The following is a 23606-nucleotide window of genomic DNA, read 5'->3' as shown; positions in this document are numbered from 1 at the left end:
CAACAAGCTCAAACAGTTCCGACGCGTCGCAACTCGATACGACAAGCTCCTCTCCAATTTCATGGGGTTCGTCAAACTCGCCGCAATCGCCATCTGGCTCAAATAGTTAAATCGTCACTACGACCTAATGTAGTTCCATACCGACGGCGCAGAATGTGTTGGCGTTCGCGTCTTGTACGGTGCTTGCGCGACCGGTGTGCAGCCGGGCTTCGGCACGGGCTCGGGCGAGACGACGGCAGCGATTCTTGGATTAACCAAGGTCTCGGGGGTCGGGCGAAGCATCGCCTTTGGACATACGTTTGAAAAACATGTTTTGCAGCAAGGCGAATTTGCCGGATTAAACATTCGGACACGCGAGCAATTTGTAAAATACATCGAAAATGTAATGGACAATCCAACTGCGGTTCGCCAGCTAGATCGCGGTAGAATTGCTTATTGGCATGAAGAGACACGGACAATAGTAATTACCAATCCAAATGCATCAGATGGCGGAACTGCATTTCAGCCAACAACAGGTAGATATTATTTCGATAAGGTGAAATGATGAAAAGCATCATTGATTTTGGATTCACAATCGATGAGTTAAACGTGATCAAGAAATGCTTGGCCGCCGTCGTCGAAGGTCGGCTTTTTGATGACTGGGAATTTCAAACGCTTTTTGGAGTGAATAGAAACCAGGTTGCCATAACTTTATCGCAATGGCCGAATATCGATCTTGAACGAGAGGAATCGCTTTTAGCAATAACTGGCTCAATAATGAATCTCATCGGATATCCACATGGACGTGATGCATTGTTAAAGAAATATGTTTCTTCAGAAGAATTGCGAAATCTCTCGAAGAAATGGCAAGAATGTAATTTCTAAGAACTATTAATAAAAGCCGGGGTGAATAAATAAGTATTACGAGAGGTCTATGTCGCTCTTTTAAGCGGGCTTCTGACTTTACATTCTAGGGTTGTTCAAGCTCTACAGACGACGCAGGTCAACACCCATGTCACCGGAACGGGCGACATCAAGCTCGAATCGGGCCGCGACACGGACCTGAAGGGTGCCATCGTCTCCGGCGAGAAGGTGATGGCCAATGTGGGCCGCGATCTCAACATCGTCTCGGTTCCCGAGGTTGGCGATAACGGGTTCGACTGCGACCTGATAGAGGACAAGGGCCACGTATCGATATTCCATCCAACTGAAAGATAATCTTCTGGATGGTGCCACAGCGTCCGGCACTTACGCTGGCGGCAAGGGCACATGGTATGATCTTCCAGATGGAGGGCGTGTGGGCGTCCGAGCATCGGACAATTCTGGGTTGACCTTGGATATTGATATCCCCGGTTATCCCAAAGGCTTTAAGGTGCACCAACAATGACCCAAGAGCCAGTTGACAAGTATTTTGGAACTCCGATGAGTGAGTGGATAGCTCGTGTTCCAAACGAGTTGGAAGTGGATGCTGTCGGTTTATGGCAAATTATTCCGGTGGGCATCGATAGTTTTGGGTTATCTGGGGAGCGTCTAGATGATTTTGCTCGTCGGTGCATTATAGCTCTTCTTCAAAAAGGAGCTGTTCCTGTCAGATTCCCGTCAGGTCTTCCTGCAACGGAATACCAGGGGTCTCATGAAGAGATCGCAAACCAGATCGTCAATGAATGGAAGGCTGGTACGCTTGTGGCCGACCATGATGGGCTATGGTTCGCGCTTGTTCCATGATTCTACGTGTTCGCCTTATCTTGAGCGGCCTTATGGCGCTGCTGGTGACCCTGTTCGTGCTGCTTTTTGCGACGTCGGGCAGCGGTATGGTTTGGGTCGGGTCATGCCGAAAGACATCAATCTGCACAGCGCCCAGGCGACCAGCAGCGCATCGTCATCGAGCAAGGCGGCGGCCGCCGGCATGGGCGACTCGGCCGGGCTGACGCTTGCGGGACCGCAGCTTGGGCTGACCGGCAATGTCCATACCGGGATGGGTAAGTCGAACAGCGAGGGGACCACGCAGGTCAATACGCACGTCATCGGCACCGGCGACATCAAGCTTGAATCGGGCCGCGACACCAACCTCAAGGGTGCCGTCGTTTCCGGCGAGACGGTAACGGCGGATGTTGGCTGCGATTTGAACATTGTCTCGCTTCCCGACACCGGCGAAGCTTCCAGCAAAACCGCCCCGTTCGGCATGAGCTTCGGCGGTGCGCTCGGTGGCGTGCCAGTCATCATTGGGGTTTCGCCAGGCGGCGGCACAGGCTCGGGCGAGACGAACTGGATCCCGGAACAGTCCGGCCTGATCTCGTCGGGCAGGATGGACGTCACCGTTGGCGGCAACACGCATCTCGGCGCCGGCAAGATCGTCTCCGAAAGCGGTGATCTCACACTCGATACCGACGCGTAACGCACGAGCTTCAGCGGCGCGGCCACCTGATAAACCATAAGCGGGTCGCTCGTGTCATGCGGGCCAACGGCCTCGGGATCAAGCCTCGCAAGCGTTATGTGCGCACGACGGACAGCAGCCACGATTCACCGATCTACCCGAACCTCTATCGCAATGTAATCCCGACGCGGCCCGATATGGTCTGGGTGGCTGACTTCACGTATATCCGCATCACCGTCGGCTTCTGCTACCTCGCTGTCATTCTCGACTCCAGCAGTCGCAAGGTTGTGGGCTATGCGCTATCGAGGCGCCTGGATACGCCGCTGGCACTGGCAGCGTGCATTCGGCGCTCAAGAACAGAAAACCTCCACCCGGTTGCATTCACCACACGGACCGCGGATGCCAATACGCAAGTGAGACCTATCGACGGGCGCTCGATGCGGCAGGTCTACAGGGATCTATGAGCGCCGTCGGCAACCCTTATCATAATGCGCAGGCAGAAAGCTTCATGAAGACCCTGAAAGTGGAGGATATCTACATCGCCGGCTACGAGACCTTCGCGGATGTAGCCGAACGCTTGCCTAGGTTCATCGACGAGGTCTACAATACCAAGCGGCTGCACTCGGCCCTTGGCTACAGATCGCCAGCAGAATTTGAAACCCAACTCGCCCAGCAGGCGGCTTAGTTCGAAGCGCCTCGCTGGTCCAGCCCGAGGGGGTCACTCCATAACCAGCTCAATTCTGTGTGGAAACCAACACACCCAGTCATGTGAGAATGCAGATGTCGTTTTCAAGGTAACGGGACGATGGCGCAGGTGGTATCCTGCTTCCAGTTTTCTGTGGAAAACGGAATCGAACCACCGGTATGATTTTGGATTGGGTAATTTTGCGGGTAACGATTGTTTTCCACACTAAAAATTTCTCAATGAAATCAAGCTAGTTGTCTATAGCTTCGATTCCGTCCCTGGCACCATTTTTTAATGAATTCAATTGGTTAGGTGTTGAGCTTGGCTGCGCTCAGGTGGGCGAAATCGCGCCGGGTGTCGGTGTGGCGCGGTGGCCGCTTCTGGACAGCAAATGTCGTCGCGGAAGGAGAAGGTGCTGGCTACCGGTAGCGGCTCGGCGATGCCCGTACCCTCGATCAGCAGATAATCATAGCGACCATCCTCGCTCAGGCGACGCACTTCCTCGAGGAGGTCATCGCGAAGCGTGCAGCAGATGCAACCATTGGTCATCTCCACGAGCTTCTCGTCGGTGCGTGAAAGGTTCGCGCCGCCATCGCGCACGAGGTCAGCGTCGATATTTACCTCGCTCATGTCGTTGACGATGACGGCGACGCGGCGTCCCTCGCGATTGTTGAGGATATGGTTCAGGAGGGTGGTCTTGCCTGCACCCAGGAATCCGGAGAGCACGGTGACGGGAAGACGATATTCGTTTGGCCGCAGCATTTTCTTCTGACTGCATGATGTATGTTATAACATATCATTTATATACCGGCTTTGGCTCTTCCGTGTCAATACTCAGCCTCAGGAGATGTAGCCGGCAGCCGATAACTGCCTGTGAACAACCGAGTGATCCGATCTTGCGGGATGTTATACAGTAACATAAAGAGATGTTATAACATAGCATTTGCCACGGATGTCGCTAATCCGTTGCGCTGGAAGGAGCATTGATGAACAACGACCGCCTATTGCCGGGATATTTCTTTATCCTTGCAGCTACAATCACAGCTTCGACCGGCGCTCTCGCCCAAACCGCTGAAGACGGCACAATATTGCTCGAACCCATCGTCGTGACCGCAACCTCCAGCGAGCGTTTCCTGAAGGATGCCCCGGCAAGCGTCACGGTTGTTACGGGAGAAGAACTACGCGAGCGGCCAGTTCAAGACCTCGCCCAGGCGGTCGAGGGTACGCCCGGGGTCCAACTTACCGGCATCGGCCTCGGCCGCCGGGGCATCTCGATCCGCGGCATGCTGCCGGAGCAGACGCTGGTCCTGGTGGATGGAATGCGCGTCAGCAACTCGGCTTCGGCTGTCGCCCATTCGGATTACGAACTCGGATGGGTGCCGGCGGAGGCGATCGAGCGGATCGAAGTGGTGCGCGGGCCGATGTCCTCGCTCTATGGCTCGGAGGCGCTGGGTGGCGTGGTCAACATCATCACGCGGCAGGCAACCGACAAATGGCGTGGCTCGTTCGGGAGCCTTGGCCAACTCACGGAGCATGGACTTGGCGGCGGCGGCCATAATTTCAGCTTCTATGCCGGCGGCCCCATCATTCCCGGTATTTTGGGCCTCAATATCTGGGGGCAGTACCGGGCGCGTCCGGAGCTGGTCTCGCCGCATGATGAGCGTTTATCATCGCTTGGTGACGAAAAGGCCTTCACCGGCAATGCGACACTGACCTGGACGCCGGACGCGCAGCAGCGCATCGATCTGTCCTATGGCGCGGGGTCCGAGAAGCGTTGGCGGAACACGCAAGGCGCCGGGCGCTTCCCGACCTTCTACCGCTCCGATGATGACATCACCCGCAGGCACGTCTCGCTGTCGCATACGGGCGATTGGGACTGGGGCACGAGCCGGGTCCGCATCTATAGCTCCATGCTGGAGCGTGAGAACGAGCGCAGCGATGGCGCGCCGGTCTCCGGCCCGCAGAAATTCACCGACGCGGCCGGCGATGCGCAAGTCAGCTTCTCACCGCTTGATAATCACAAGGTCACGGTCGGCGGCGAAATCCGCCGGGAGCGGCTCGACGATCCGACCGTCAACGAATCTGGGCGGGCCGAGCAGACGCATTTTGCCACCTTCATCCAGGATGAGATTTCGTTGGGCGACAAATGGGAGCTGGTGCTTGGCAGCCGCTTCGACGACCACGAGGCATTCGGCTGGCATGCCAGCCCGCGGACCTATCTGCTCTATCATCTCAACGACGCGTTGACCTTCAAAGGCGGGGTGGGCGCGGGCTTCAAAGCGCCGACATTGAAGCAACTCTCGCCGGAATATGAGGCTATCGCAGGCGGCGGCCGGTTTACCATTGTCGGCAATCCCGACCTGGAGCCGGAAACGAACCTCTCCTTCGAGGCCGGTTTCGAGTATCAGCAGGGGATCTGGTCGGCCCGCGCCATGGCATTCCAGAACAATGTCGATAATCTCATCCAGGCAGTCTGCGTCATTCGCTGCTCTGGGGCACCCGGCGCGACCTGGTCCTATGAGAATGTCGATGAAGCCCGCATTCGTGGAATCGAGATCGGCGGCGGCGTTGAACTGCCATGGGATATGCGGCTCGACGCCAATTACACCTTGCTCGATCCGATAGACAGGGCGACGGGCGAACGCCTGCCCGACCGCTCCCGGCATGCCGCCAACGCGACGGTGAGCTGGTCGCCGCTGGAAAGCCTGAAAACATCGCTGCGCGTCAACTATATCGGCTCGCAGAAGACGACGACCGCATCGGGAAGCCAGGGTGCCTATACCTTGGTTTCGGTCAATGGCGACTATGCCTTGAATGAGCACGCCAGTCTCCAGTTCGGCATCGAAAACATCGGCGATGTCCGGCTGGCCGACGAGTCCGGCGACTATGCCTTTGCCGACGAGGGCAGGCGCTATTTCCTCGGTCTCAGGGCGAAGTTCTGACCATGCGCATCCTGTGCCTGATCCATGTGATGCTCGTCTTCATTGCGGCGCCTGCCTATGCGCAGGAGGCGACGCTTGCCGCCCGTCCGGTCGTGCGCGTGCTGACCAACAGCTTCGTGCTGCCGGCGAAATTCCATGCGCTTCGGCCAATCGCCGAGGGCGCGGGCGTGACGCTCGACTTCGTCAATGTCGAGACGGCGGCCACATCGCCGGACGAATGGCTGTCCGGCGCGGATCTGATCGTCATCGACGTGCCACGCCCCGGTGATCGTGCGCGTGTCGATGAGGCGCTGGGCAACCGGCTCGCCGCTTCGGGCGTACCCGCGATTACGGTTGGCGGCGGCAAGCCGGAGTGGCAAGGGATTGCACCGCGCGAGGCGTCCATGCTCATCGGCTATTTCGCGGGCGGTGGGGCTGAAAACTTTCGCAATTTCTTTGCCTTCATCCGCACCTGGAAAGAGGGCGGGGATTTGAGCGGCTTTGCTGCGGCGGAAAAGCTTGCCCCTACCGGTTTCTATCACCCGGATGCGCCGCATGTCTTCGATACGCTCGACGCCTATCTCAGCTGGGGAGCCAGCCGCTGGAAGGACACAACGGGCCGGGTTGGATTCGTGATGCACAGCGGCGCGGTGTCCAACATGCAAACGGAACTGGTTGATGCGCTGGTTGGGCGCAGCGAGGCCGCCGGGTTGATGCCGATTGTTTTCTGGGTCGATAGCGCCGACCCACAGGCCCTGACAAAAGTGGCGCGGCCGGCAAAAGCCGATGCGATCGTCAATCTCACCCATATGCAGAACGGTGCGGCGCGTAGCGCCGAGTTCCTCGATCTCGACATCCCCGTCATCCAGACGTTAGGATTTCGCGAAGGTGGGGCGAAGGAGTGGGCCACCGCCGCGTCAGGCATTCCGGCGAGGACGGCTGCCGTTTTTCTCGCCGGACCCGAAAGCTGGGGCATGATCGATCCGATCGTGCTGACGGCGGTCGAGGATGGAGCGGAGGTTGCGTTGCCTGCGCAACTCGATGCGCTGGTTGGCAAGTTGAAGAGCCTTGTCGCCCTGCGCCGCAAGCCGGTTGCGACCAAGCATCTGGCGCTTCTCTTCTGGAATTATCCCGCGGGCGAGAAGAATCTTGCCGCCTCGAATCTTAACGTGCCCGCCAGCATCGAGACCATCACGGCGCGACTATCGCAGGCGGGTTACGATACCGGATCGCTTTCCGAGCAGGACATGATTGCCGCCGGGCAGGCCATGCTGGGCGGTCTCTATCGCACGGTGCCGCTGGAAGACCTGCTGCAACGCGGCCTCGCCATTGCCTTCCCGGTCGAGATATACACGCATTGGCTTCAAACGCTATCGCCGCAAAAGCAGCGCGCCTTTTCCCATTGGGGCGAGCCGGGGAAGCATTGGGCGGTCCGCTCCGTGGATGGCGTGCCAAACTTCATCATCCCCGGCTTCAAGCGCGGCAAGCTCGTCATCATGCCGCAGATGCCTCGGGCTGGAACGGTCGGCGCGCATTATCATGACGTGGCGAGCCCACCCGATCATCTCTACATGGCGGCCTATCTTTATTTGCGCCAGACTTTGGGCGCCGATGCGATCATCCATCTCGGCACGCATGGCACGCAGGAGTGGCTGCCGGGCAAGGACCGGGGGCTCGCAGCCAGCGACGATCCTTTCCTCGCGGTTGGCGATGTGCCGGTCTTTTACCCCTATATTCAGGACAATGTCGGCGAGGCGCTCCAGGCGCGGCGGCGCGGTCGTGCCGCCACGATCAGTCACCAGACCCCGCCCTTCGCGCCCTCCGGGCTCTATGATGAATTGCGCGATATCCACCATTTGATCCATGATTATGTGCAGCTCGATGAGGGCGCTGTGCGCGACAGGACCGCGAGCGAGATTGCCGATGCCGCGATCAAGGCGAACATGCATGCCGATCTCGGTTGGACCGAAGATGCTGCAAAAAAGGATTTCGCTGCCTTCCTGCCCGTGCTGCACGACCATCTTCATGAACTCGCCCGCGCGGCAATGCCGCTGGGGCTGCACACATTCGGCTTGGCCGCCGAGCCGGACCATCAGCTGGCGACTATCATGCAGCAGCTTGGCCAGCCCTTCTATGAAGCTGTCGGGGCAAGCTCCGACGAGCTGTTCGTCGATGACTTCGCGAAGCTGAAGGAAACGGCGCCGTTTGCGACCTTGCAGAAATATCTGCGCGAGGGCGCGGACCGGGCTTCGCTGGGTGAGCCGTTGAAAAAGCTTCTCGCGCAAGCTGACGCATTGGAAGCTAATCTCGCCGCACCGGGCGAGATGGAAGCGCTGCTGGCGGGGCTGGAAGGACGCTTCATTGCGCCGGGCGCGGGCGGCGACCCCATCCGCAATCCCGATGTGAAAAGTGGCCGCAATCTCTATGCCTTCGAGCCTGACAGGATTCCGACGAAAGCGGCTTATGAAGCCGGCGGAGAGGCCTTTGATCAACTCGTTGAAACTTTCCGCAGGGAACATGCCGGGACGGGACCGACGAAGCTTGCTTTTAGCCTGTGGTCGTCGGAAGCCGTGCGCCATCTCGGCGTCACCGAGGCGCAGGTGCTCCATGCGCTGGGTCTGAGGCCCGTGTGGGACGAAGGCGGCCGGGTGAGGGCACTTGAAATTATTCCGGCAACGGAGCTTGGCCGTCCGCGCATCGATGTTGTCGTGCAGGTGACCAGCGTTTATCGCGATCAGTTCGACGGCTTCATGCGGCTGCTGGCCGGTGCGATCGACCGGATCGCCGCGCTGGACGAGCGGGACAATCCGGTGGCTGCCAACAGCGCGCGTATCGCCGCAGCGCTTGAGGCGAAGGGCGTTCTGCCGCCAGAGGCGCGCGAACAGGCGCTTTTGCGCATCTTCAGCAATGCGCCGGGAAGCTACGGCTCCGGCCTGCCTGATATGGCGCTGCGCTCCACCACATGGGACAAGGATTCGGCCCTTGCCGAGCGCTTTCTTGACGGCACGCGCTTTGCCTATGGGGCCAAGGCCTGGGGTGTGGGATCGAAGACCGCCAATCTCTTTGGCGAGCAGCTGAAGGGCGCGCAGGCGGTCGTCATGTCGCGCTCGTCCAATCTGCACGGCGTGCTTTCCACCGATCATCCCTTCGAGTTCATGGGCGGCCTGTCGCTCGCCATCCGCCACCTCGATGGCAAGGCCCCCTCGCTTTATGTCTCGGATTTGCGCAAGGGAAAGCCTGCGACCGCGACGCTTGCACGCTTCCTCTCGGATGAGTTGCGCGTGCGCTATCTCAACCCGTACTGGATCGAGGGCATGAAGGCGGAGGGCTATGCCGGAACGCTCGCCATGCTCAACGCAGTCAACAATCTGTTCGGCTGGCAGGTCGTCGATCCCTCGACCGTGCGGGCCGACCAGTGGCAGGCGATGTTCGATACCTATGTGGCCGACACGCGCAATCTTGGGCTGAAGGCCTATTTCGAACAGCACAACCCCACCGCCCAGGCCCAACTCATCGAGCGCATGGCTGAAGCGATCCGCAAGGACTATTGGGACGCTTCGCCAACGACCCGGCGGCAATTGGCGGAACGCTGGCAGGAGCTTGCCGCCGATCACGGCGTCGATGTCGGCGAGCCCGCGACCAAGGCGTTTATCGAGCAGATGGCTGCCGGTTTCGGGCTGTCGGTAGCAGCCGTGACTGCGGAGGCACGGAAGCCCAGCCCCGATTCTCCGACTGCGAATGATGCACCTGCCGCGAATGCGTCGCAGCCGGTCGAGGGGCAGGTGCTGGAGAAGGTCGGCCAGGCAAGTGAGCCATCCGACGAATGGCGGCTATGGCTGCCGCTTCTTCTGATGCTCGGCCTGATCGCAATCGGTGCGGGCCGGCAATGGCATGCGAATGCGCGCCGCACATAATCCAATGCAAACAACGGTACTCCCATGAACAGTCTTGAACTCGGCCTATTCGAGGTCTCCCATTTTTTCCTCACCCCCGTCCTTTTCCTGATCGCTGCATCGCTGGCCTATGCGTTCACCGTACTCGGGATGTTCCTCATGGAGGCCTTGCAGCGCTGGCGGGGAAACCACCGTTCCGTGCTGGGAAGCGGGGTGGCGCATAGCGATGATCTGGAACTTGAGGTCATGAAGCGGCTGGAATGGTTGCGCATCGTCTCGCGCACCGCGCCGATGCTGGGGCTTGTCGCCACCATGATCCCGATGGGGCCGGCGCTGCTGGCGCTCGGCAAAGGCGATGCGGCAACTGTCGGGGAGAATCTCGTCGTGGCGTTTTCCGCCGTGATCCTGGCGCTCGTCGCCGCCAGCATCACCTTCTTCATCCTGACGATCCGCCGCCGCTGGCTGCTTGAGGAATTGCGCCGGATGGAACGTGCCGGAGGGCTCGCCTGATGCGCTTCCTCGACCATGACGATGCCGACGACCCGATCCTGTCGGTGGTCAATCTGATCGATGTCTTCCTGGTGGTGATCGGCATCCTGATGATGGTGATCGTCATCAATCCACTCAATCCGTTCTCATCGCAGAAGGTGACAATCGTCGAAAATCCCGGCGAACCGGATATGCGCATCACCATCAAGGATGGCCGCGAGCTTACCCGCTATGAAGCCAAGGGAAAGATGGGCGAAGGGCAGGGGATGCGCGCCGGCATCACCTACCGCCTCGATGACGGCCGCATGATCTATGTGCCCGAGAATGCAGAAAATTCACTCGATCAACCGTAGCGGCGATCCGCATGCATGTTTGCGGCTGGCCATCCGCAGGTTGAATGGCACTGGCGGTTTCCGTGAGCGGATGCACCTCGCTCGCATGGCGGCAAAATCAGCTTTATTCCAGTCTCCAGTCGGTCGGCAGTTTTAGGGACAACAATCTGTGGTGTCACTGCTGAGCCTTGTCAGCGATCATTCCACCTCGAATGCAATATTCCTGTACGAGATCGACGCATCCGCCGCAGTGACTTCGTGCCGCGATTGTGGCATTCGATGTTCATGAAGACGATGCGGCTTGTCTTGAGGGATAGGGTGTCGGCCACCGCGATAGCGGTGCTGATCGCCTATTTTTTTGTGCTGCAAGGCCTCATCGGCGGGATGGCCCAAGGGGCAATGGCAGCGTCTGCCGTCGATCCCCTGCATGTCATCTGCTCCTCCTCGGGAGCCGCAACGATCGATCTTCCGGCTGACCAGCATGACCCCACCAAGACGGTGGTCGATTGCCCCTGCTGTACGCTCTGTAGTCTCGCCTCCATGGCCATGCCCGTCATTCTTGATGGCGCGGGCGCCTTCAATCATGTCGCAGCACGATCCAATACCGTCGTTCCGCGCGCCTCCGAGATTGTCTCCTCCCTGCCGCTGCGGCGACTGATCGCGGAGCCAAGGGCGCCTCCGTCACACTCCTGAGAACGCAGAACAATGGCCGGTATGCGCATCGCGCATCGGTCCTGTTTTCCAGTCAGGAGAAAAACGCATGTCCGATTCCACCATAGGGCGGGAGAGCACCGGCGCAGCCGTGCGATCCGCGTCCGACCTTTATCGCGCCGTCTGGCGCTGGCACTTCTATGCGGGCCTTCTGGTCCTGCCCTTCATGATCACACTCGCAATTACCGGGGCCTTGTATCTTTTCAAGGATGAGATCGACGCCATCGTTCATTCCGACCTCAAGAAGGTGGAGATAAGTGAGAATGTCGCGAAGGCGTCACCTTCGGCGATGATGGCTGCAGCCGTCGCCGCCTATCCCGGCACGGCGATCAAATTCACCGATCCCGCAACGCCTGCTTCATCGGCGGAGATCACCGTCAATACGGAAAATCAGGGAAAGCTTGCCGTCTACGTCAACCCATATACCGGACGCGTGCTGGGTTCGCTTCCCGATCGCGGGACGATCATGTGGACGATCCGCTACCTCCACAGCCTGAAGTATTTCGGATCGTTCGCCCGGGCGCTCATCGAGATTGCCGGGGGCTGGTCGATCCTGCTCGTCGGCACGGGCATCTATCTCTGGTGGCCGCGCAGGCAGACAGGCGGGGTCTTGAGCGTCCGCGCAACCCCGAAGCGCCGGGTCTTCTGGCGCGATACTCATGCCGTGACAGGCATATTCGTCGGCTTCTTCATCGTGTTCCTGGCGATCACCGGCATGCCGTGGTCAGGCGTGTGGGGCGCAAAGGTCAACGAATGGGCGAACGGCAACAATTTCGGCTATCCGGTCGGCGTTCGCGTCGCCGTGCCCATGTCGGACGAACATCTCGATCACGTCGCCAAAACGTCGTGGTCACTCGAACAGGCGCAGATTCCGCAATCATCCGGACATGGTCATGACGCGACGCCAATCGGGCTCGATGCGGCAATCGCAACGTTCGACCGGCTAGGGCTGCATGCCGGGTATGCGGTCAATATTCCGACCACACCGCATGGCGTCTACACCGGATCGGTCTATCCGGACGACCTCTCCCGGCAAAGGGTGGTGCATCTGGACCAGTATTCCGGCCAGCCGCTGATCGACATGCGCTTTGCCGATTACGGCCCGCTGGGCAAATGGCTGGAATGGGGGATCAACGTCCATATGGGGCAGGAGTTCGGACTTGCCAACCAACTCGTGCTGCTTGCGGCCTGCATCGCGATCATCGTACTCGCAGTTTCCGCCGGCGTCATGTGGTGGAAACGGCGTCCCGCAGGATCGCTTGGTGTGCCGCCGATGCCGGCGGACAGGCGCGTGTTCCGTGGGTTGATCGCCATTCTCGTCATCGGAGGAATTGTGTTTCCTCTCGTCGGTCTTTCGCTCGTGATTATGCTGGCATTGGACTGGGCCTATTCCAGACTGTCCCGGTTGCGGACAGCCTGATAAACAAGGAGGTGCTGACGATACAGCAGCGCCTCCCAACAATTAACACTGCATAATCCGGAAATCGGCACTATGCACACGCTCGTGTCGTAATGTGCCTTGGCACCGCGATCGGCGAGGAAGTTCAGAAGCGTATCATCCTGCAGCACCGTCGCGATAACCTTTGGGCCACCAGGCACGAACAGAACGTCGAGTTCCACCCGGAGCGCATCGATGGCGGCAATAGCCGCCGGCAGTTCGTGCGCTAGGTTTAAAACATGCGTTTTCGTTGGGGCGCCAGCCTTCAATGCAATGCCGATGGGCCGACAATACAGCTTGTTCGTCGTGATGAAGGACGGGCACTAGACTTAGTCAATAGCGAGCCAGACTGCATTCTCCGGGTCGTCGATAAGAGGGTTGGGTTTTGCGAAACCGGCGAGAGCTTCGGGTTCGGAGATTTCCACGCGCAATCCGTTCACGGTGACGCCATGCGCTTTCAAGGTCGAGAAAGCGCGGGACAGATTTTCCGGCGTCATCCCGAGACGCGATGCCAGGATGCGTTTTTCCGTGCGGATTTCGACCAGACCGGGATGGCCTTGGTCCTTTTCGGTGCGCAGGAGCCAGTTGGCCAGCCGCTCGGCGCCCGTGCGCAGTTTCTGCCCTTTCAGATCCTTGATCATCCGGCGATAGCCCCTGGCCAGTTCCATGACGATTGCGCGCATGAAGGCAGGGTCTGTCTCCATGGCGAGGCGCACCTTTTCGGCGGGTATCATCAGAATGTTGGACGGCTCCAGTGTCCGGGCAGACTGGAGATAGGCCTTGTCGTTGAGAACGGCGGCAAGGATGAAAACGCCGACCGGCGCAACGATGTCCAGCGTGGTTTCCCGCGTATCCGTTGCGGCGAACATTTCGACAAGTCCGTCCACGATGACATGAAGAAAATCGGCTGGCTCGCTCTCGCGGATAAGCGTGACACCGCGCGGGAAGCGCTGCAGGAAGCTCGTTTCGATCAGCGTATGGAACGTATCGTCATGGATATTCCTGAACAGGTCTAACTGCCGGACCGCAGCCGCATTTTCTGATCGCATCGTGGGGACTCTCTTCCTGCAATTGACGCATTTATAAGGATCAGGCGAATTTTATCAAATGAATAGTATAAATAAGACAATCCTGAAGGTGATATTATAAGATTATTTCGACTGCTCGCTATATCTCTTTGGGTGATTGTCGCTATCGCGGTTCTATTTGACCGAAATCAAAAGTGATGCGGGCCTTCCCGGTTATTCCTGTTTCGAGACTGATGGATCATCTTGTCACGAACGGAATGGGATTATGCCTGCTTTCCAGGAGATCGACAGCACGAAACAACGCGCCGCGCTGACCGCAAGCACGGTTGCCTTCACGATATGCTTTGCGGCATGGACCATCTTTGCCATCATAGGCATACGGATCAGGGACGAACTGGGGCTCACCGAGACACAGTTCGGTCTTCTGGTCGGAACGCCGATCCTGACCGGATCGCTGATCCGCGTGGCGCTTGGCATCTGGGCCGACCTTTATGGCGGACGCCGCGTCTTCGTGGCGACCATGCTCGCCGCCGCGGCATCGACTTTTCTTTTGACCTACGCGCATACCTACCCCCAGATGCTGCTCGCAGCCCTTGGCGTCGGTATCGCGGGCGGCTCGTTTTCGGTAGGCGTTGCTTACGTATCGCGGTGGTATCCACCCGAAAAACAGGGCTTCGCCCTCGGCATCTTCGGCGCGGGCAATGTCGGGTCGGCGGTGACCAAGTTTCTGGCGCCGCTTGTCCTGGTCGCCTGGGGCTGGCAGGCCGTCGCCGAGATCTGGGCAGCGGCGCTCGTTGTCATGGCGGTCATATTCTGGTTCACCACCGACGACGATCCGGTCCATGTCCAGCGCCGCAAGGCGGGAATGCGCCCCAAGGGAGCATGGCTTGAGCTGGAGCCGTTGAAGAATGTCCAGGTCTGGCGCTTCTCCCTCTATTATTTCTTCGTCTTCGGCGCTTTCGTCGCGCTGGCGCTCTGGCTGCCGCAATATCTCATCCATGTCTATGGGCTGGATATCCGCACGGCGGGCATGATCGCTGCATTCTTTTCGGTTCCCGCAAGCCTGTTTCGCGCCTATGGCGGCCATCTGTCGGATGTCTACGGCGCGCGTCGCGTGCTCTACTGGACGTTCTTCGTCTCCGTTGCCGCGACCTTCGTGCTCGCCTATCCGCCTGTCGATTATGTCGTTCGCACCGCGCAGGGGCCTGTCGCCTTTCACATGGAGATGGGACTCGTCGGCTTCACCGTCACGGTCTTCATCCTCGGCTTCTTCATGGCGCTGGGGAAGGCGGCCGTGTTCAAGCATATTCCGGTCTATTATCCGAGCCATGTCGGGTCGGTCGGGGGGCTGGTCGGCATGATCGGCGGCCTCGGCGGCTTCCTCCTGCCGATCCTCTTCGGTGTCCTGCTCGATCTCACCGGCTTGTGGACGAGCTGCTTCATGGTGCTCTTCCTGCTGGTCGCCGGCGCCCTGTTGTGGATGCATGTCGCCGTCCGCCAGATGGAGCGCGGGGCAACGGAAGGCGAACTCCGGCAATTGCCACCGTTCCCCGAAATGCAGGGTATGCCCGAGCCGAAGAAGACCGTCTCCGGCAACCGGACGGTGCTGACCGACTGGCGACCGGAAGACCCATCCTTCTGGGAGGAGAAAGGCCAAAGCATCGCGCGCCGCAATCTGTGGCTCTCCATTCCCGCGCTGCTGCTTTCCTTCGCCATCTGGCAGGTCTGGTCGGTCGTGGTCGCCAAGCTGCCGCTCGTCGGTTTCACTTTCACCACCGATCAGCTCTTCTGGCTCGCCGCGCTTCCGGGCCTCTCGGGCGCCACCTTGCGCATCTTCTATTCGTTCATGGTGCCGATTTTCGGCGGGCGGCTCTGGACGACGCTGACCACCTGGTCGCTGATCATTCCGGCGCTCGGCATCGGCTTTGCCGTGCAGAATCCGGAAACGCCCTATGTGGTGCTGCTTCTGCTGGCGCTGCTGTGTGGCCTGGGTGGCGGCAACTTTGCCTCGTCCATGTCCAACATCTCCTTCTTCTTCCCGAAGGCGGAGAAGGGCAACGCCCTGGCGCTCAATGCCGGGCTCGGCAATCTCGGCGTCAGCGTGGTTCAGTTCGTGGTGCCGCTGGCCATTACCGCCGGGGTCTTCGGCTGGTTCGGCGGCGATCCGGCCATGGTCCGGCAACCGGGCGGCGAGGCGCCGCTGTGGTTGCAGAATGCCGGCTTCGTCTTCGTGCCGTTCATCGCCATCTCGGCCTTCGCTTCATGGTTCGGCATGAACGACATCGCCTCCGCCAAGGCGTCGTTCGCCGAACAGGCCGTCATCTTTCAGCGCCGGCACAACTGGATCATGTGCTGGCTCTACACCGGAACCTTCGGCTCCTTCATCGGCTATTCGGCGGGTTTCCCTCTGCTGGCCAATACGCTTTTCCCTGAGGTGGACGCGTTGCGGTTCGCCTTTGTCGGGCCGCTTGTCGGCGCGCTGTCGCGCTCCGGAACCGGCTGGCTTGCCGACCGCTATGGCGGCGCGCGCGTCACGCTCTGGGCCTTCGTCGTGATGATGGCGGGTGCGGGCAGCGTGCTCTGGTTCATCGCCACGAAGGATCAGCCGGGCGCGTTCTGGGGCTTCTTCCTGTCCTTCCTGGTGCTGTTCTTCGCCACCGGCGTCGGCAACGCCTCCACCTTCCAGATGATCCCCGCGATCATGGGCAAGGAAATGGCAAGGCTGATGCCTGAAGCGGGCGCGGAGGCGCGCCGTGTGCGGGCGGAAAAGGAATCCGCTGCGATCACCGGCTTCACCTCCGCGGTCGCCGCCTTCGGCGCGTTCTTCATCCCCAAGGGCTATGGCACCTCGATTGCGCTTACGGGCGGGCCGGAAGCCGCGCTCTGGGCCTTCATCGCCTTCTATGTCAGCTGCCTCGTCCTCACCTGGGCCGTCTACACCCGCAAGGGTGGCCTGCTCCATGATGCGGAGCGCGGCAAGGGCGGCGTCTCCAGCAAAACGGCTGCGGCCGAATAATACCAGGAGAAACACATGTCTCATTTCCTCGATCGCCTGACGTTCTTTCGCAAGGATGTCGATCAGTTTTCCAACGGACATGGCGTCGTCACCAGCGAGGATCGCTCCTGGGAAGATGGCTACCGCAAGCGCTGGCAGCACGACAAGATCGTCCGCTCCACCCATGGCGTGAACTGCACGGGTTCGTGTTCCTGGAAGATCTACGTCAAGGGCGGCATCGTCACCTGGGAGACGCAGCAGACGGATTATCCGCGCACCAGGCCGGACCTGCCCAACCATGAGCCGCGCGGTTGCGCCCGTGGCGCTTCCTACAGCTGGTATCTCTATTCCGGAGCGCGGGTGAAATATCCGATGATCCGGGGCCGGCTGCTGAAATTGTGGCGTAAGGCGAGGGCGACTATGCCGCCGGTCGCTGCCTGGGCGTCGATTGTCGAGGATGCCGAAAAGCGCAATTCCTATACGTCCATCCGCGGCCATGGCGGCTTCGTGCGCGCCACATGGGATGAGGTGAACGAGATCATCGCCGCCGCCAACGCCTATACGATCAAGGCGCATGGTCCCGATCGCATCATCGGCTTCTCGCCGATCCCGGCCATGTCGATGGTCTCCTATGCCGCCGGCTCACGTTATCTGTCGCTGCTCGGCGGTGTGTGCATGTCCTTCTACGACTGGTATTGCGACCTGCCGCCGGCGAGCCCGCAGACCTGGGGCGAGCAGACGGACGTGCCGGAAAGCGCGGACTGGTACAATGCCGGTTTCATCATCGTCTGGGGGTCGAACGTTCCGCAGACGCGGACGCCGGACGCGCATTTCTATACCGAAGTCCGCTATAAGGGCACCAAGAGCGCCGTGGTCAGCCCGGATTATGCCGAGGCCACCAAGTTCGGCGATATCTGGCTCAACCCGAAGCAGGGAACGGATGCGGCGCTGGCGCTGGCCATGGGCCATGTCATTCTTCGCGAATACCATCTCGACCGCTCGGTGTCCTATTTCGACGATTACACCCGCCGCTATACCGACATGCCGTTTCTGGTGCGCCTTGCCGAAAAGGATGGAAAGCTGGTGCCCGAGCGCATGCTTCGCGCCTCCGAGCTGGAAGGCGCGCTTGGCGAGGCCAACAATCCGGAATGGAAGACGGTCGCCATCGACGAGAACACGGGCGATCTGGTCGCCCCTCTGGGGTCCGTCGGCTATCGCTGGGGCGAGAAGGCGAAGTGGAATCTGGAGGAAAAGGAAGGGCAGGGCCGCGATACCCGCCTCAAGCTCTCGCTTGCGGGCGAGGGCGGGCAAATCAGGCAAGTCGATTTCCCCTATTTCGGCGGGCGCGCAACGCAGGGCTTTGTGGCAACCGGGCACGGCGAAATCCTGACGCGCAACGTGCCCACCCGTACGATCACCGGCGCGGACGGCCAGCCCGTCACGGTGGCCACCGTCTATGATCTGATGATGGCGAACTATGCTCTCGACCGGGGTTTCGGCGGCGGCAATGTTGCCGGCAGCTATGACGAAGACGTGCCTTTCACGCCGGCCTGGGCCGAGCGGATCACCGGGGTCAAGCGGGATGCGATCATCACCGTTGCCCGCGAATTCGCCACCAATGCGGAAAAGACCAATGGCCGTTCGATGGTGATCCTCGGCGCGGGCGTCAACCATTGGTACCATATGGATATGACTTACCGGGGGATCATCAATCTCCTGGTATTCTGCGGCGCCATCGGCCAGTCGGGCGGCGGCTGGTCGCATTATGTCGGGCAGGAAAAGCTCCGTCCGCAGACCGGCTGGACGCCGCTCGCCTTCGGGCTGGACTGGAACCGTCCGCCCCGGCACATGAACTCGACGTCCTTCTTCTACGCCCATACGGACCAATGGCGCTACGAGACGTTGACGGCGGAGGAAATCCTGTCGCCGACAGCGCCGGAAGGCGACTGGAGCAAGAGCTTCATCGATTATAACGTCAAGGCGGAGCGCATGGGCTGGCTGCCCTCCGCGCCCCAACTCAAGCAGAACCCGCTCAAGATCGCCGCGCAGGCAAGGGCGGCGGGACTTGAGCCGAAGGACTATGTCGCCAAGGCGCTGAAATCCGGCGAGCTGGAGCTCTCCTGCCATGATCCCGACGATCCGGCCAACTGGCCGCGCAACATGTTCGTTTGGCGTTCGAACCTGCTCGGCTCCTCGGGAAAAGGGCACGAATATTTTCTCAAGCATCTGCTCGGCACCGAAAACGGCGTGATGGGCAAGGATCTGGGAACCGAGGGGGCGGTGCGCAACAAGGAGGTCGTCTGGCATGAGGAAGCGCCGCGCGGCAAGCTCGACCTGTTGGTGACGCTCGATTTCCGCATGTCGACCACATGCGTTTATTCGGACATCGTCCTGCCGACCGCCACCTGGTACGAAAAAAACGACCTCAACACATCGGACATGCATCCCTTCATCCACCCGCTGTCGGCGGCGGTCGATCCCGCATGGGAATCGCGCTCGGACTGGGAGATATACAAGGGCCTCGCCAAGGTGTTCTCGAAGATCGCGCCGGAGGTTCTGGGCGTCGAGGAGGATACGGTTCTAACGCCGATCCAGCACGATAGCCCGGCGGAAATCGCGCAGGCGTTCGATGTCAAGGATTGGAAGCTCGGCGAAATCGAGCCGATCCCAGGCAGCACGATGCCGTCCGTAACCGTCATTACCCGCGATTATTCCAACATCCATGCCCAGTTCACCGCGCTTGGTCCGCTGATGACCAAACTCGGCAATGGCGGCAAGGGCATAGGCTGGAACACCGGGCACGAAGTCGAAGCGCTCGGGGCGCTCAACGGGGTTCATGCGGAGGGATTGGCCAAGGATCTGCCGAAGATCGAAAGCGATATCGATGCCGCCGAGGTCATCCTGATGCTGGCGCCGGAGACCAATGGCGAAGTCGCCGTCAAGGCATGGGAGGCCTTGTCCGAGTTCACCGGTCGCGAGCACGCGCATCTCGCTCTTCCCAAGGAGGATGAGAAGATCCGCTTCCGCGATATCCAGGCGCAGCCGCGCAAGATCATCTCGTCGCCCACCTGGTCGGGCATCGAGAGCGAGAAGGTCTGCTACAATGCCGGTTATACCAATGTCCACGAACTGATCCCATGGCGCACACTGACCGGTCGCCAGCAACTCTATCAGGATCATTTGTGGATGCGGGCCTTCGGGGAGGGCTTCGTCACCTGGAAGCCGCCTGTCGACCTGAAGACGATCGCCGGTGTCAAGGGTCTGCGTCCGAACGGCAACAAGGAGATCGTCCTCAACTTCCTGACGCCGCATCAGAAATGGGGCATCCATTCCACCTATTCGGACAATCTCCTGATGCTGACGCTCAACCGTGGCGGCCCGGTGGTCTGGATATCCGAGGTGGACGCGAAATCCGCGGGCATCGTCGACAATGACTGGGTGGAGGTGTTTAACACTAACGGCGCGCTGACGGCCCGCGCCGTGGTCTCCCAGCGCATCAAGCAGGGCATGATGCTGATGTATCACGCGCAGGAAAAGATCATCAACACGCCGGGCTCGCAGCTTACGGGCAATCGGGGCGGCATCCATAATTCGGTGACCCGCACCGTTCTGAAACCTACCCATATGATCGGCGGCTATGCCCAGCTGGCCTACGGCTTCAACTATTACGGGACCGTGGGCGCCAACCGCGACGAATTCATCGTCGTGCGCAAGATGTCCCAAGTCGACTGGCTCGAGGAGCCGCTGTCAACCGACGCGCCGAAGGAGGCTGCAGAATGAAGATCCGTGCACAAATCGCGATGGTGCTGAACCTCGACAAATGTATCGGCTGCCATACCTGTTCCGTCACCTGCAAGAACGTCTGGACCAGCCGCGAGGGCGTCGAATATGCCTGGTTCAACAATGTCGAGACCAAGCCGGGCATCGGCTATCCCCGTGAATGGGAAAATCAGGCCAAGTGGAACGGGGGCTGGCGGCGCAAGGCGAATGGGCGCATCGAACCAAAAATGGGCGCGAAATGGCGTGTCCTTGCCAATATCTTCGCCAATCCCGATCTGCCGGAAATCGACGATTATTACGAGCCCTTCACCTTCGATTACGAGCATCTGCACACGGCCAGGGAATCGAAAGCCTTCCCGACGGCGAGGCCACGCTCGGCCATTTCAGGCGAGCGCATGGAAAAGATCGAATGGGGGCCGAACTGGGAGGAAATCCTTGGCGGCGAGTTCGAGAAGCGTTCCAGGGACATAAACTTCGAAAACGTCCAGAAGGAGATCTACGGCCAGTTCGAAAACACCTTCATGATGTATCTGCCGCGGCTGTGCGAGCATTGCCTCAACCCGACCTGCGCGGCGGTCTGCCCGTCGGGCGCCATCTACAAGCGCGAGGAGGACGGCATCGTTCTGATCGATCAGGACAAGTGCCGCGGCTGGCGCATGTGCGTTTCCGGCTGTCCCTACAAGAAAATCTACTACAACTGGTCTTCGGGCAAATCGGAGAAATGCATCTTCTGCTACCCGCGCATCGAGGCCGGCCAGCCAACAGTCTGCTCGGAAACCTGCGTCGGGCGCATCCGCTATCTCGGCGTCCTGCTCTATGACGCCGACCGCATCGAGGCGGCGGCGAGCGCGCCCAATGAAAAGGACTTGTATCAGGCGCAACTCGACCTGTTCCTCGACCCGAAAGACCCGGCGGTGATCGCGCAGGCGCGCGCCGACGGTGTGCCGGAGGCGTGGCTGGAGGCGGCGGTCACGTCGCCGATCTGGAAGATGGCGATGGACTGGAAGGTCGCTTTCCCGCTCCACCCGGAATATCGCACGCTGCCGATGGTCTGGTATGTGCCGCCGCTTTCGCCGATCCAGTCGGCCGCGTCCGCCGACAAGATGGGCCTCGATGGCGACATGCCCGATGTGCGTTCGTTGCGCATTCCGCTGCAATACCTCGCCAATCTGCTGACCGCCGGCAATGAGGAACCGGTGGCGCTGGCGCTGGAGCGCATGCTTGCGATGCGGGCCTACATGCGGGCCAAATCCATCGATGGCCGCATGGACGAGCGCATCGCCGAAAAGGTCGGGCTTACGGGCGCGACCATCGAGGACATGTACCGCATCATGGCGATCGCCAATTACGAGGATCGTTTCGTCATCCCGACGGCGCATCGCGAATGGAGCGAGGATGCCTTCGATCTGCGCAGTTCCTGCGGCTTCTCCTTCGGCAATGGCTGCTCGGGCGGCACCAGCGAGACCAATCTTTTCGGCACGAAGCAGACGAAGAAGGCCTCCAACCCGATGGAGATCGCATGATGGCCCCGGAACAGGGAACGATCATCTTCCGGGCGCTCTCCGCGCTGCTGACCTATCCGTCAGCGGAGCTTTGCGCCGCCGTGCCGGATATCGAGGCCGCGATTACGTCCCAGCGGCATTTGCCGGACACGGTGGTTTCCGAGCTTCAGCCGCTGCTGCGTGAACTGGCAACGCTCGATCTGTTCGAATTGCAGGAACGCTATGTCGAACTCTTCGACAGGACGCGACGGCTTTCGCTGCATCTGTTCGAACATGTGCACGGCGAAAGCCGCGATCGCGGCCAGGCGATGGTCGATCTGGCCAGTCTCTACGAGAAAGGCGGGCTGGAACTGACCGCCAACGAGTTGCCGGACTATCTGCCGCTGTTCCTGGAATATCTGTCGACGCGCCCGCTGGAGGAAGCGCGGGCGCTCCTTTCCGAAACCGCCTCCATACTTGGCGAACTGGAGGCGCGGCTTCGCGCCCGCAATTCGATCTATGCCCCGGTTCTTGCCGCGATCCGCGCCGTCGCCGGAACGTCCCTTCCGCTATCCACCGATGAGGAACGCCCTGCCGGGGCGCCTGACGATCTCGCCGCGCTCGATGCGGAATGGGAAGAGACGGCTGTCACTTTCGGTCCGGATAGCGGCGGCATGGACGGCTGTTCCAGCGACCGGCTCCAGACCCGCCTGCGCGCCGCGCGCCGCGATGCGCGCGCCAATGCTTTGTGAAGGAGGACTATGATGTCCGAAACCATCAATTATATGCTTTTCGGCTGGTATCCCTATCTGTGTCTCACCGTGTTCCTGCTCGGCAGCCTGGTCCGTTTCGACCGCGAGCAATACACATGGAAGACCGGTTCCTCGCAATTGCTCCGCCGCAGCCAGTTGCGCTGGGGATCGAACCTGTTCCATGTCGGCATATTGGTGATCTTCATCGGTCACGCCGCCGGATTGCTCACCCCCATCGCCGTCTTCGATGCTCTTGGCGTCTCGCATGGCTTCAAGCAGGGATTGGCGATCACCGTCGGCGGCATTGCCGGTATCGCCTGCTTCATCGGGATATCGCTTCTGGCGCATCGCCGTTTCTTCGATCCGCGCATCCGCGCCACATCGAGCTTCGGCGATATGGCGATCCTGCTCATCCTGTGGCTGCAGCTGACGCTCGGGCTTTGCACCATCTTCGTCTCGCTCGGCCATATGGACGGCCATGAAATGGTGAAGTTCATGAACTGGGCGCAAGGCATCCTGACGCTGCAGCCCGGCGCCGCCGCCTATGTCCTCGACGTGCATCCCGTCTTCAAGGCGCATCTGCTGCTGGGGATGACGATCTTCCTGCTGTTTCCGTTCACGCGGCTGGTCCATGTCTGGAGTGCTCCGGTCTGGTATCTCGGGCGTCCGGGCTATCAGGTCGTGCGCACCCGTTTCACGCGCGAGCAGCATCCCTCGCATTCCAACAGGCATCCGGCGGAGTAACGGC

The 23606-nt window shown here is 60.2% G+C and carries 20 protein-coding genes and 2 pseudogenes; 19 read left to right on the top strand and 3 right to left on the bottom strand.

Annotation, left to right across the window (positions count from 1 at the left end):
• The 8 genes and pseudogenes from C5748_RS19725 to C5748_RS28295 form a co-directional block, all read left to right on the top strand.
• A pseudogene (locus C5748_RS19725) lies at window positions 1–106 on the top strand (IS5/IS1182 family transposase); the annotation flags it as partial.
• 90 nt (window positions 107–196) lie between these two features.
• Window positions 197–544 (top strand): hypothetical protein, encoded by a 348-nt coding sequence (locus C5748_RS27985; protein ID WP_146119572.1) that lies wholly within the window; start codon window positions 197–199, stop codon window positions 542–544.
• Window positions 544–864 carry a hypothetical protein gene (locus C5748_RS19720; RefSeq protein WP_146119571.1) on the top strand — a complete coding sequence of 107 codons (321 nt, stop codon included), beginning with the start codon at window positions 544–546 and terminating at the stop codon, window positions 862–864. The genes C5748_RS27985 and C5748_RS19720 overlap by 1 nt, the downstream gene beginning before the upstream one ends.
• Window positions 865–936: 72 nt before the next feature.
• Window positions 937–1197 carry a hemagglutinin repeat-containing protein gene (locus C5748_RS19715; protein ID WP_105743643.1) on the top strand — a complete coding sequence of 87 codons (261 nt, stop codon included), beginning with the start codon at window positions 937–939 and terminating at the stop codon, window positions 1195–1197.
• 165 nt (window positions 1198–1362) lie between these two features.
• Window positions 1363–1704, top strand: coding sequence for a hypothetical protein (locus C5748_RS19710; protein WP_105743642.1), 342 nt, complete (start codon window positions 1363–1365; stop codon window positions 1702–1704).
• 103 nt (window positions 1705–1807) lie between these two features.
• Window positions 1808–2374 (top strand): hemagglutinin repeat-containing protein, encoded by a 567-nt coding sequence (locus tag C5748_RS19705; protein WP_245581874.1) that lies wholly within the window; start codon window positions 1808–1810, stop codon window positions 2372–2374.
• Window positions 2375–2430: 56 nt separating this feature from the next.
• Window positions 2431–2817, top strand: coding sequence for a DDE-type integrase/transposase/recombinase (locus tag C5748_RS28975; protein WP_105743640.1), 387 nt, complete (start codon window positions 2431–2433; stop codon window positions 2815–2817).
• Window positions 2814–3038: an integrase core domain-containing protein gene (locus C5748_RS28295; RefSeq protein WP_158259901.1), complete on the top strand. Its 225-nt coding sequence runs from the start codon at window positions 2814–2816 to the stop codon at window positions 3036–3038. Before C5748_RS28975 ends, C5748_RS28295 begins: the two co-directional genes overlap by 4 nt.
• A gap of 393 nt (window positions 3039–3431) precedes the next feature.
• Here the strand turns inward: C5748_RS28295 and C5748_RS19690 are convergent.
• Window positions 3432–3800: pseudogene (locus tag C5748_RS19690) on the bottom strand (GTP-binding protein); the annotation flags it as partial.
• Window positions 3801–4024: 224 nt separating this feature from the next.
• On the opposite strand from C5748_RS19690, the gene C5748_RS19685 reads away from it, so the two are divergent.
• From C5748_RS19685 to C5748_RS19660, 6 genes are all read left to right on the top strand, one after another.
• Entirely contained in the window at window positions 4025–5980 is a 1956-nt protein-coding gene (locus C5748_RS19685) for a TonB-dependent receptor domain-containing protein (protein WP_105743638.1), read from the top strand.
• 2 nt (window positions 5981–5982) lie between these two features.
• Complete coding sequence (gene cobN, locus C5748_RS19680) at window positions 5983–9873, top strand: cobaltochelatase subunit CobN (RefSeq protein WP_105743637.1); 3891 nt, start codon at window positions 5983–5985, stop codon at window positions 9871–9873.
• 24 nt (window positions 9874–9897) lie between these two features.
• On the top strand, window positions 9898–10362 hold the full coding sequence (locus tag C5748_RS19675; protein ID WP_105743636.1) for a MotA/TolQ/ExbB proton channel family protein: 465 nt from the start codon (window positions 9898–9900) through the stop codon (window positions 10360–10362).
• On the top strand, window positions 10362–10694 hold the full coding sequence (locus tag C5748_RS19670) for a DUF2149 domain-containing protein (protein WP_105743635.1): 333 nt from the start codon (window positions 10362–10364) through the stop codon (window positions 10692–10694). The genes C5748_RS19675 and C5748_RS19670 overlap by 1 nt, the downstream gene beginning before the upstream one ends.
• A 258-nt stretch (window positions 10695–10952) precedes the next feature.
• Entirely contained in the window at window positions 10953–11366 is a 414-nt protein-coding gene (locus tag C5748_RS19665) for a DUF2946 family protein (protein ID WP_245581873.1), read from the top strand.
• Between the two features lie 67 nt (window positions 11367–11433).
• The gene (locus tag C5748_RS19660) at window positions 11434–12804 is read left to right on the top strand and encodes a PepSY-associated TM helix domain-containing protein (RefSeq protein ID WP_105743634.1); all 1371 of its coding nucleotides are present in this window, start codon (window positions 11434–11436) and stop codon (window positions 12802–12804) included.
• Here C5748_RS19660 and C5748_RS27980 read toward each other — a convergent pair.
• Window positions 12771–13091 (bottom strand): type 1 glutamine amidotransferase family protein, encoded by a 321-nt coding sequence (locus tag C5748_RS27980; protein ID WP_146119570.1) that lies wholly within the window; start codon window positions 13089–13091, stop codon window positions 12771–12773. The two genes, C5748_RS19660 and C5748_RS27980, sit on opposite strands and share 34 nt — an antisense overlap.
• Before the next feature lie 60 nt (window positions 13092–13151).
• The gene (locus tag C5748_RS19655; RefSeq protein WP_105743633.1) at window positions 13152–13871 is read right to left on the bottom strand and encodes a cyclic nucleotide-binding domain-containing protein; all 720 of its coding nucleotides are present in this window, start codon (window positions 13869–13871) and stop codon (window positions 13152–13154) included.
• 244 nt (window positions 13872–14115) lie between these two features.
• Here C5748_RS19655 and C5748_RS19650 point away from each other — a divergent pair, with 244 nt between their 5' ends.
• Genes C5748_RS19650 through narI form a run of 5 tightly spaced genes read left to right on the top strand, consistent with a single transcriptional unit; the run spans window position 14116 to window position 23602 of the window.
• On the top strand, window positions 14116–16866 hold the full coding sequence (locus C5748_RS19650; RefSeq protein ID WP_105743632.1) for a nitrate/nitrite transporter: 2751 nt from the start codon (window positions 14116–14118) through the stop codon (window positions 16864–16866).
• Window positions 16867–16881: 15 nt separating this feature from the next.
• Window positions 16882–20625: a nitrate reductase subunit alpha gene (locus tag C5748_RS19645; protein WP_105743631.1), complete on the top strand. Its 3744-nt coding sequence runs from the start codon at window positions 16882–16884 to the stop codon at window positions 20623–20625.
• Window positions 20622–22148 carry a nitrate reductase subunit beta gene (gene narH, locus C5748_RS19640; protein ID WP_105743630.1) on the top strand — a complete coding sequence of 509 codons (1527 nt, stop codon included), beginning with the start codon at window positions 20622–20624 and terminating at the stop codon, window positions 22146–22148. The genes C5748_RS19645 and narH overlap by 4 nt, the downstream gene beginning before the upstream one ends.
• The gene (gene narJ / locus C5748_RS19635) at window positions 22145–22858 is read left to right on the top strand and encodes a nitrate reductase molybdenum cofactor assembly chaperone (RefSeq protein WP_245581872.1); all 714 of its coding nucleotides are present in this window, start codon (window positions 22145–22147) and stop codon (window positions 22856–22858) included. The genes narH and narJ overlap by 4 nt, the downstream gene beginning before the upstream one ends.
• Window positions 22859–22870: 12 nt before the next feature.
• Complete coding sequence (gene narI, locus C5748_RS19630; protein ID WP_105743628.1) at window positions 22871–23602, top strand: respiratory nitrate reductase subunit gamma; 732 nt, start codon at window positions 22871–22873, stop codon at window positions 23600–23602.
• Window positions 23603–23606: the final 4 nt, after the last annotated feature.

Origin of the sequence: Phyllobacterium phragmitis, from assembly GCF_002980495.1 — a bacterium.
Lineage (GTDB): Bacteria > Pseudomonadota > Alphaproteobacteria > Rhizobiales > Rhizobiaceae > Paramesorhizobium > Paramesorhizobium phragmitis.
This window is presented reverse-complemented; position numbering and strand designations above follow the sequence as displayed.

Excerpts from the sequence above, each read along its gene's own strand:
- C5748_RS19720 (WP_146119571.1), top strand. The coding sequence starts at position 544 with ATGAAAAGCATCATTGATTTTGGATTCACAATCGATGAGTTAAACGTG.
- C5748_RS19710 (WP_105743642.1), top strand. The coding sequence starts at position 1,363 with ATGACCCAAGAGCCAGTTGACAAGTATTTTGGAACTCCGATGAGTGAG.
- C5748_RS19705 (WP_245581874.1), top strand. The coding sequence starts at position 1,808 with ATGCCGAAAGACATCAATCTGCACAGCGCCCAGGCGACCAGCAGCGCA.
- C5748_RS28975 (WP_105743640.1), top strand. The coding sequence starts at position 2,431 with ATGCGGGCCAACGGCCTCGGGATCAAGCCTCGCAAGCGTTATGTGCGC.
- C5748_RS28295 (WP_158259901.1), top strand. The coding sequence starts at position 2,814 with ATGAGCGCCGTCGGCAACCCTTATCATAATGCGCAGGCAGAAAGCTTC.
- C5748_RS19685 (WP_105743638.1), top strand. The coding sequence starts at position 4,025 with ATGAACAACGACCGCCTATTGCCGGGATATTTCTTTATCCTTGCAGCT.
- cobN (WP_105743637.1), top strand. The coding sequence starts at position 5,983 with ATGCGCATCCTGTGCCTGATCCATGTGATGCTCGTCTTCATTGCGGCG.
- C5748_RS19675 (WP_105743636.1), top strand. The coding sequence starts at position 9,898 with ATGAACAGTCTTGAACTCGGCCTATTCGAGGTCTCCCATTTTTTCCTC.
- C5748_RS19670 (WP_105743635.1), top strand. The coding sequence starts at position 10,362 with ATGCGCTTCCTCGACCATGACGATGCCGACGACCCGATCCTGTCGGTG.
- C5748_RS19665 (WP_245581873.1), top strand. The coding sequence starts at position 10,953 with ATGTTCATGAAGACGATGCGGCTTGTCTTGAGGGATAGGGTGTCGGCC.
- C5748_RS19660 (WP_105743634.1), top strand. The coding sequence starts at position 11,434 with ATGTCCGATTCCACCATAGGGCGGGAGAGCACCGGCGCAGCCGTGCGA.
- C5748_RS19655 (WP_105743633.1), bottom strand. The coding sequence starts at position 13,871 with ATGCGATCAGAAAATGCGGCTGCGGTCCGGCAGTTAGACCTGTTCAGG.
- C5748_RS19650 (WP_105743632.1), top strand. The coding sequence starts at position 14,116 with ATGCCTGCTTTCCAGGAGATCGACAGCACGAAACAACGCGCCGCGCTG.
- C5748_RS19645 (WP_105743631.1), top strand. The coding sequence starts at position 16,882 with ATGTCTCATTTCCTCGATCGCCTGACGTTCTTTCGCAAGGATGTCGAT.
- narH (WP_105743630.1), top strand. The coding sequence starts at position 20,622 with ATGAAGATCCGTGCACAAATCGCGATGGTGCTGAACCTCGACAAATGT.
- narJ (WP_245581872.1), top strand. The coding sequence starts at position 22,145 with ATGATGGCCCCGGAACAGGGAACGATCATCTTCCGGGCGCTCTCCGCG.
- narI (WP_105743628.1), top strand. The coding sequence starts at position 22,871 with ATGTCCGAAACCATCAATTATATGCTTTTCGGCTGGTATCCCTATCTG.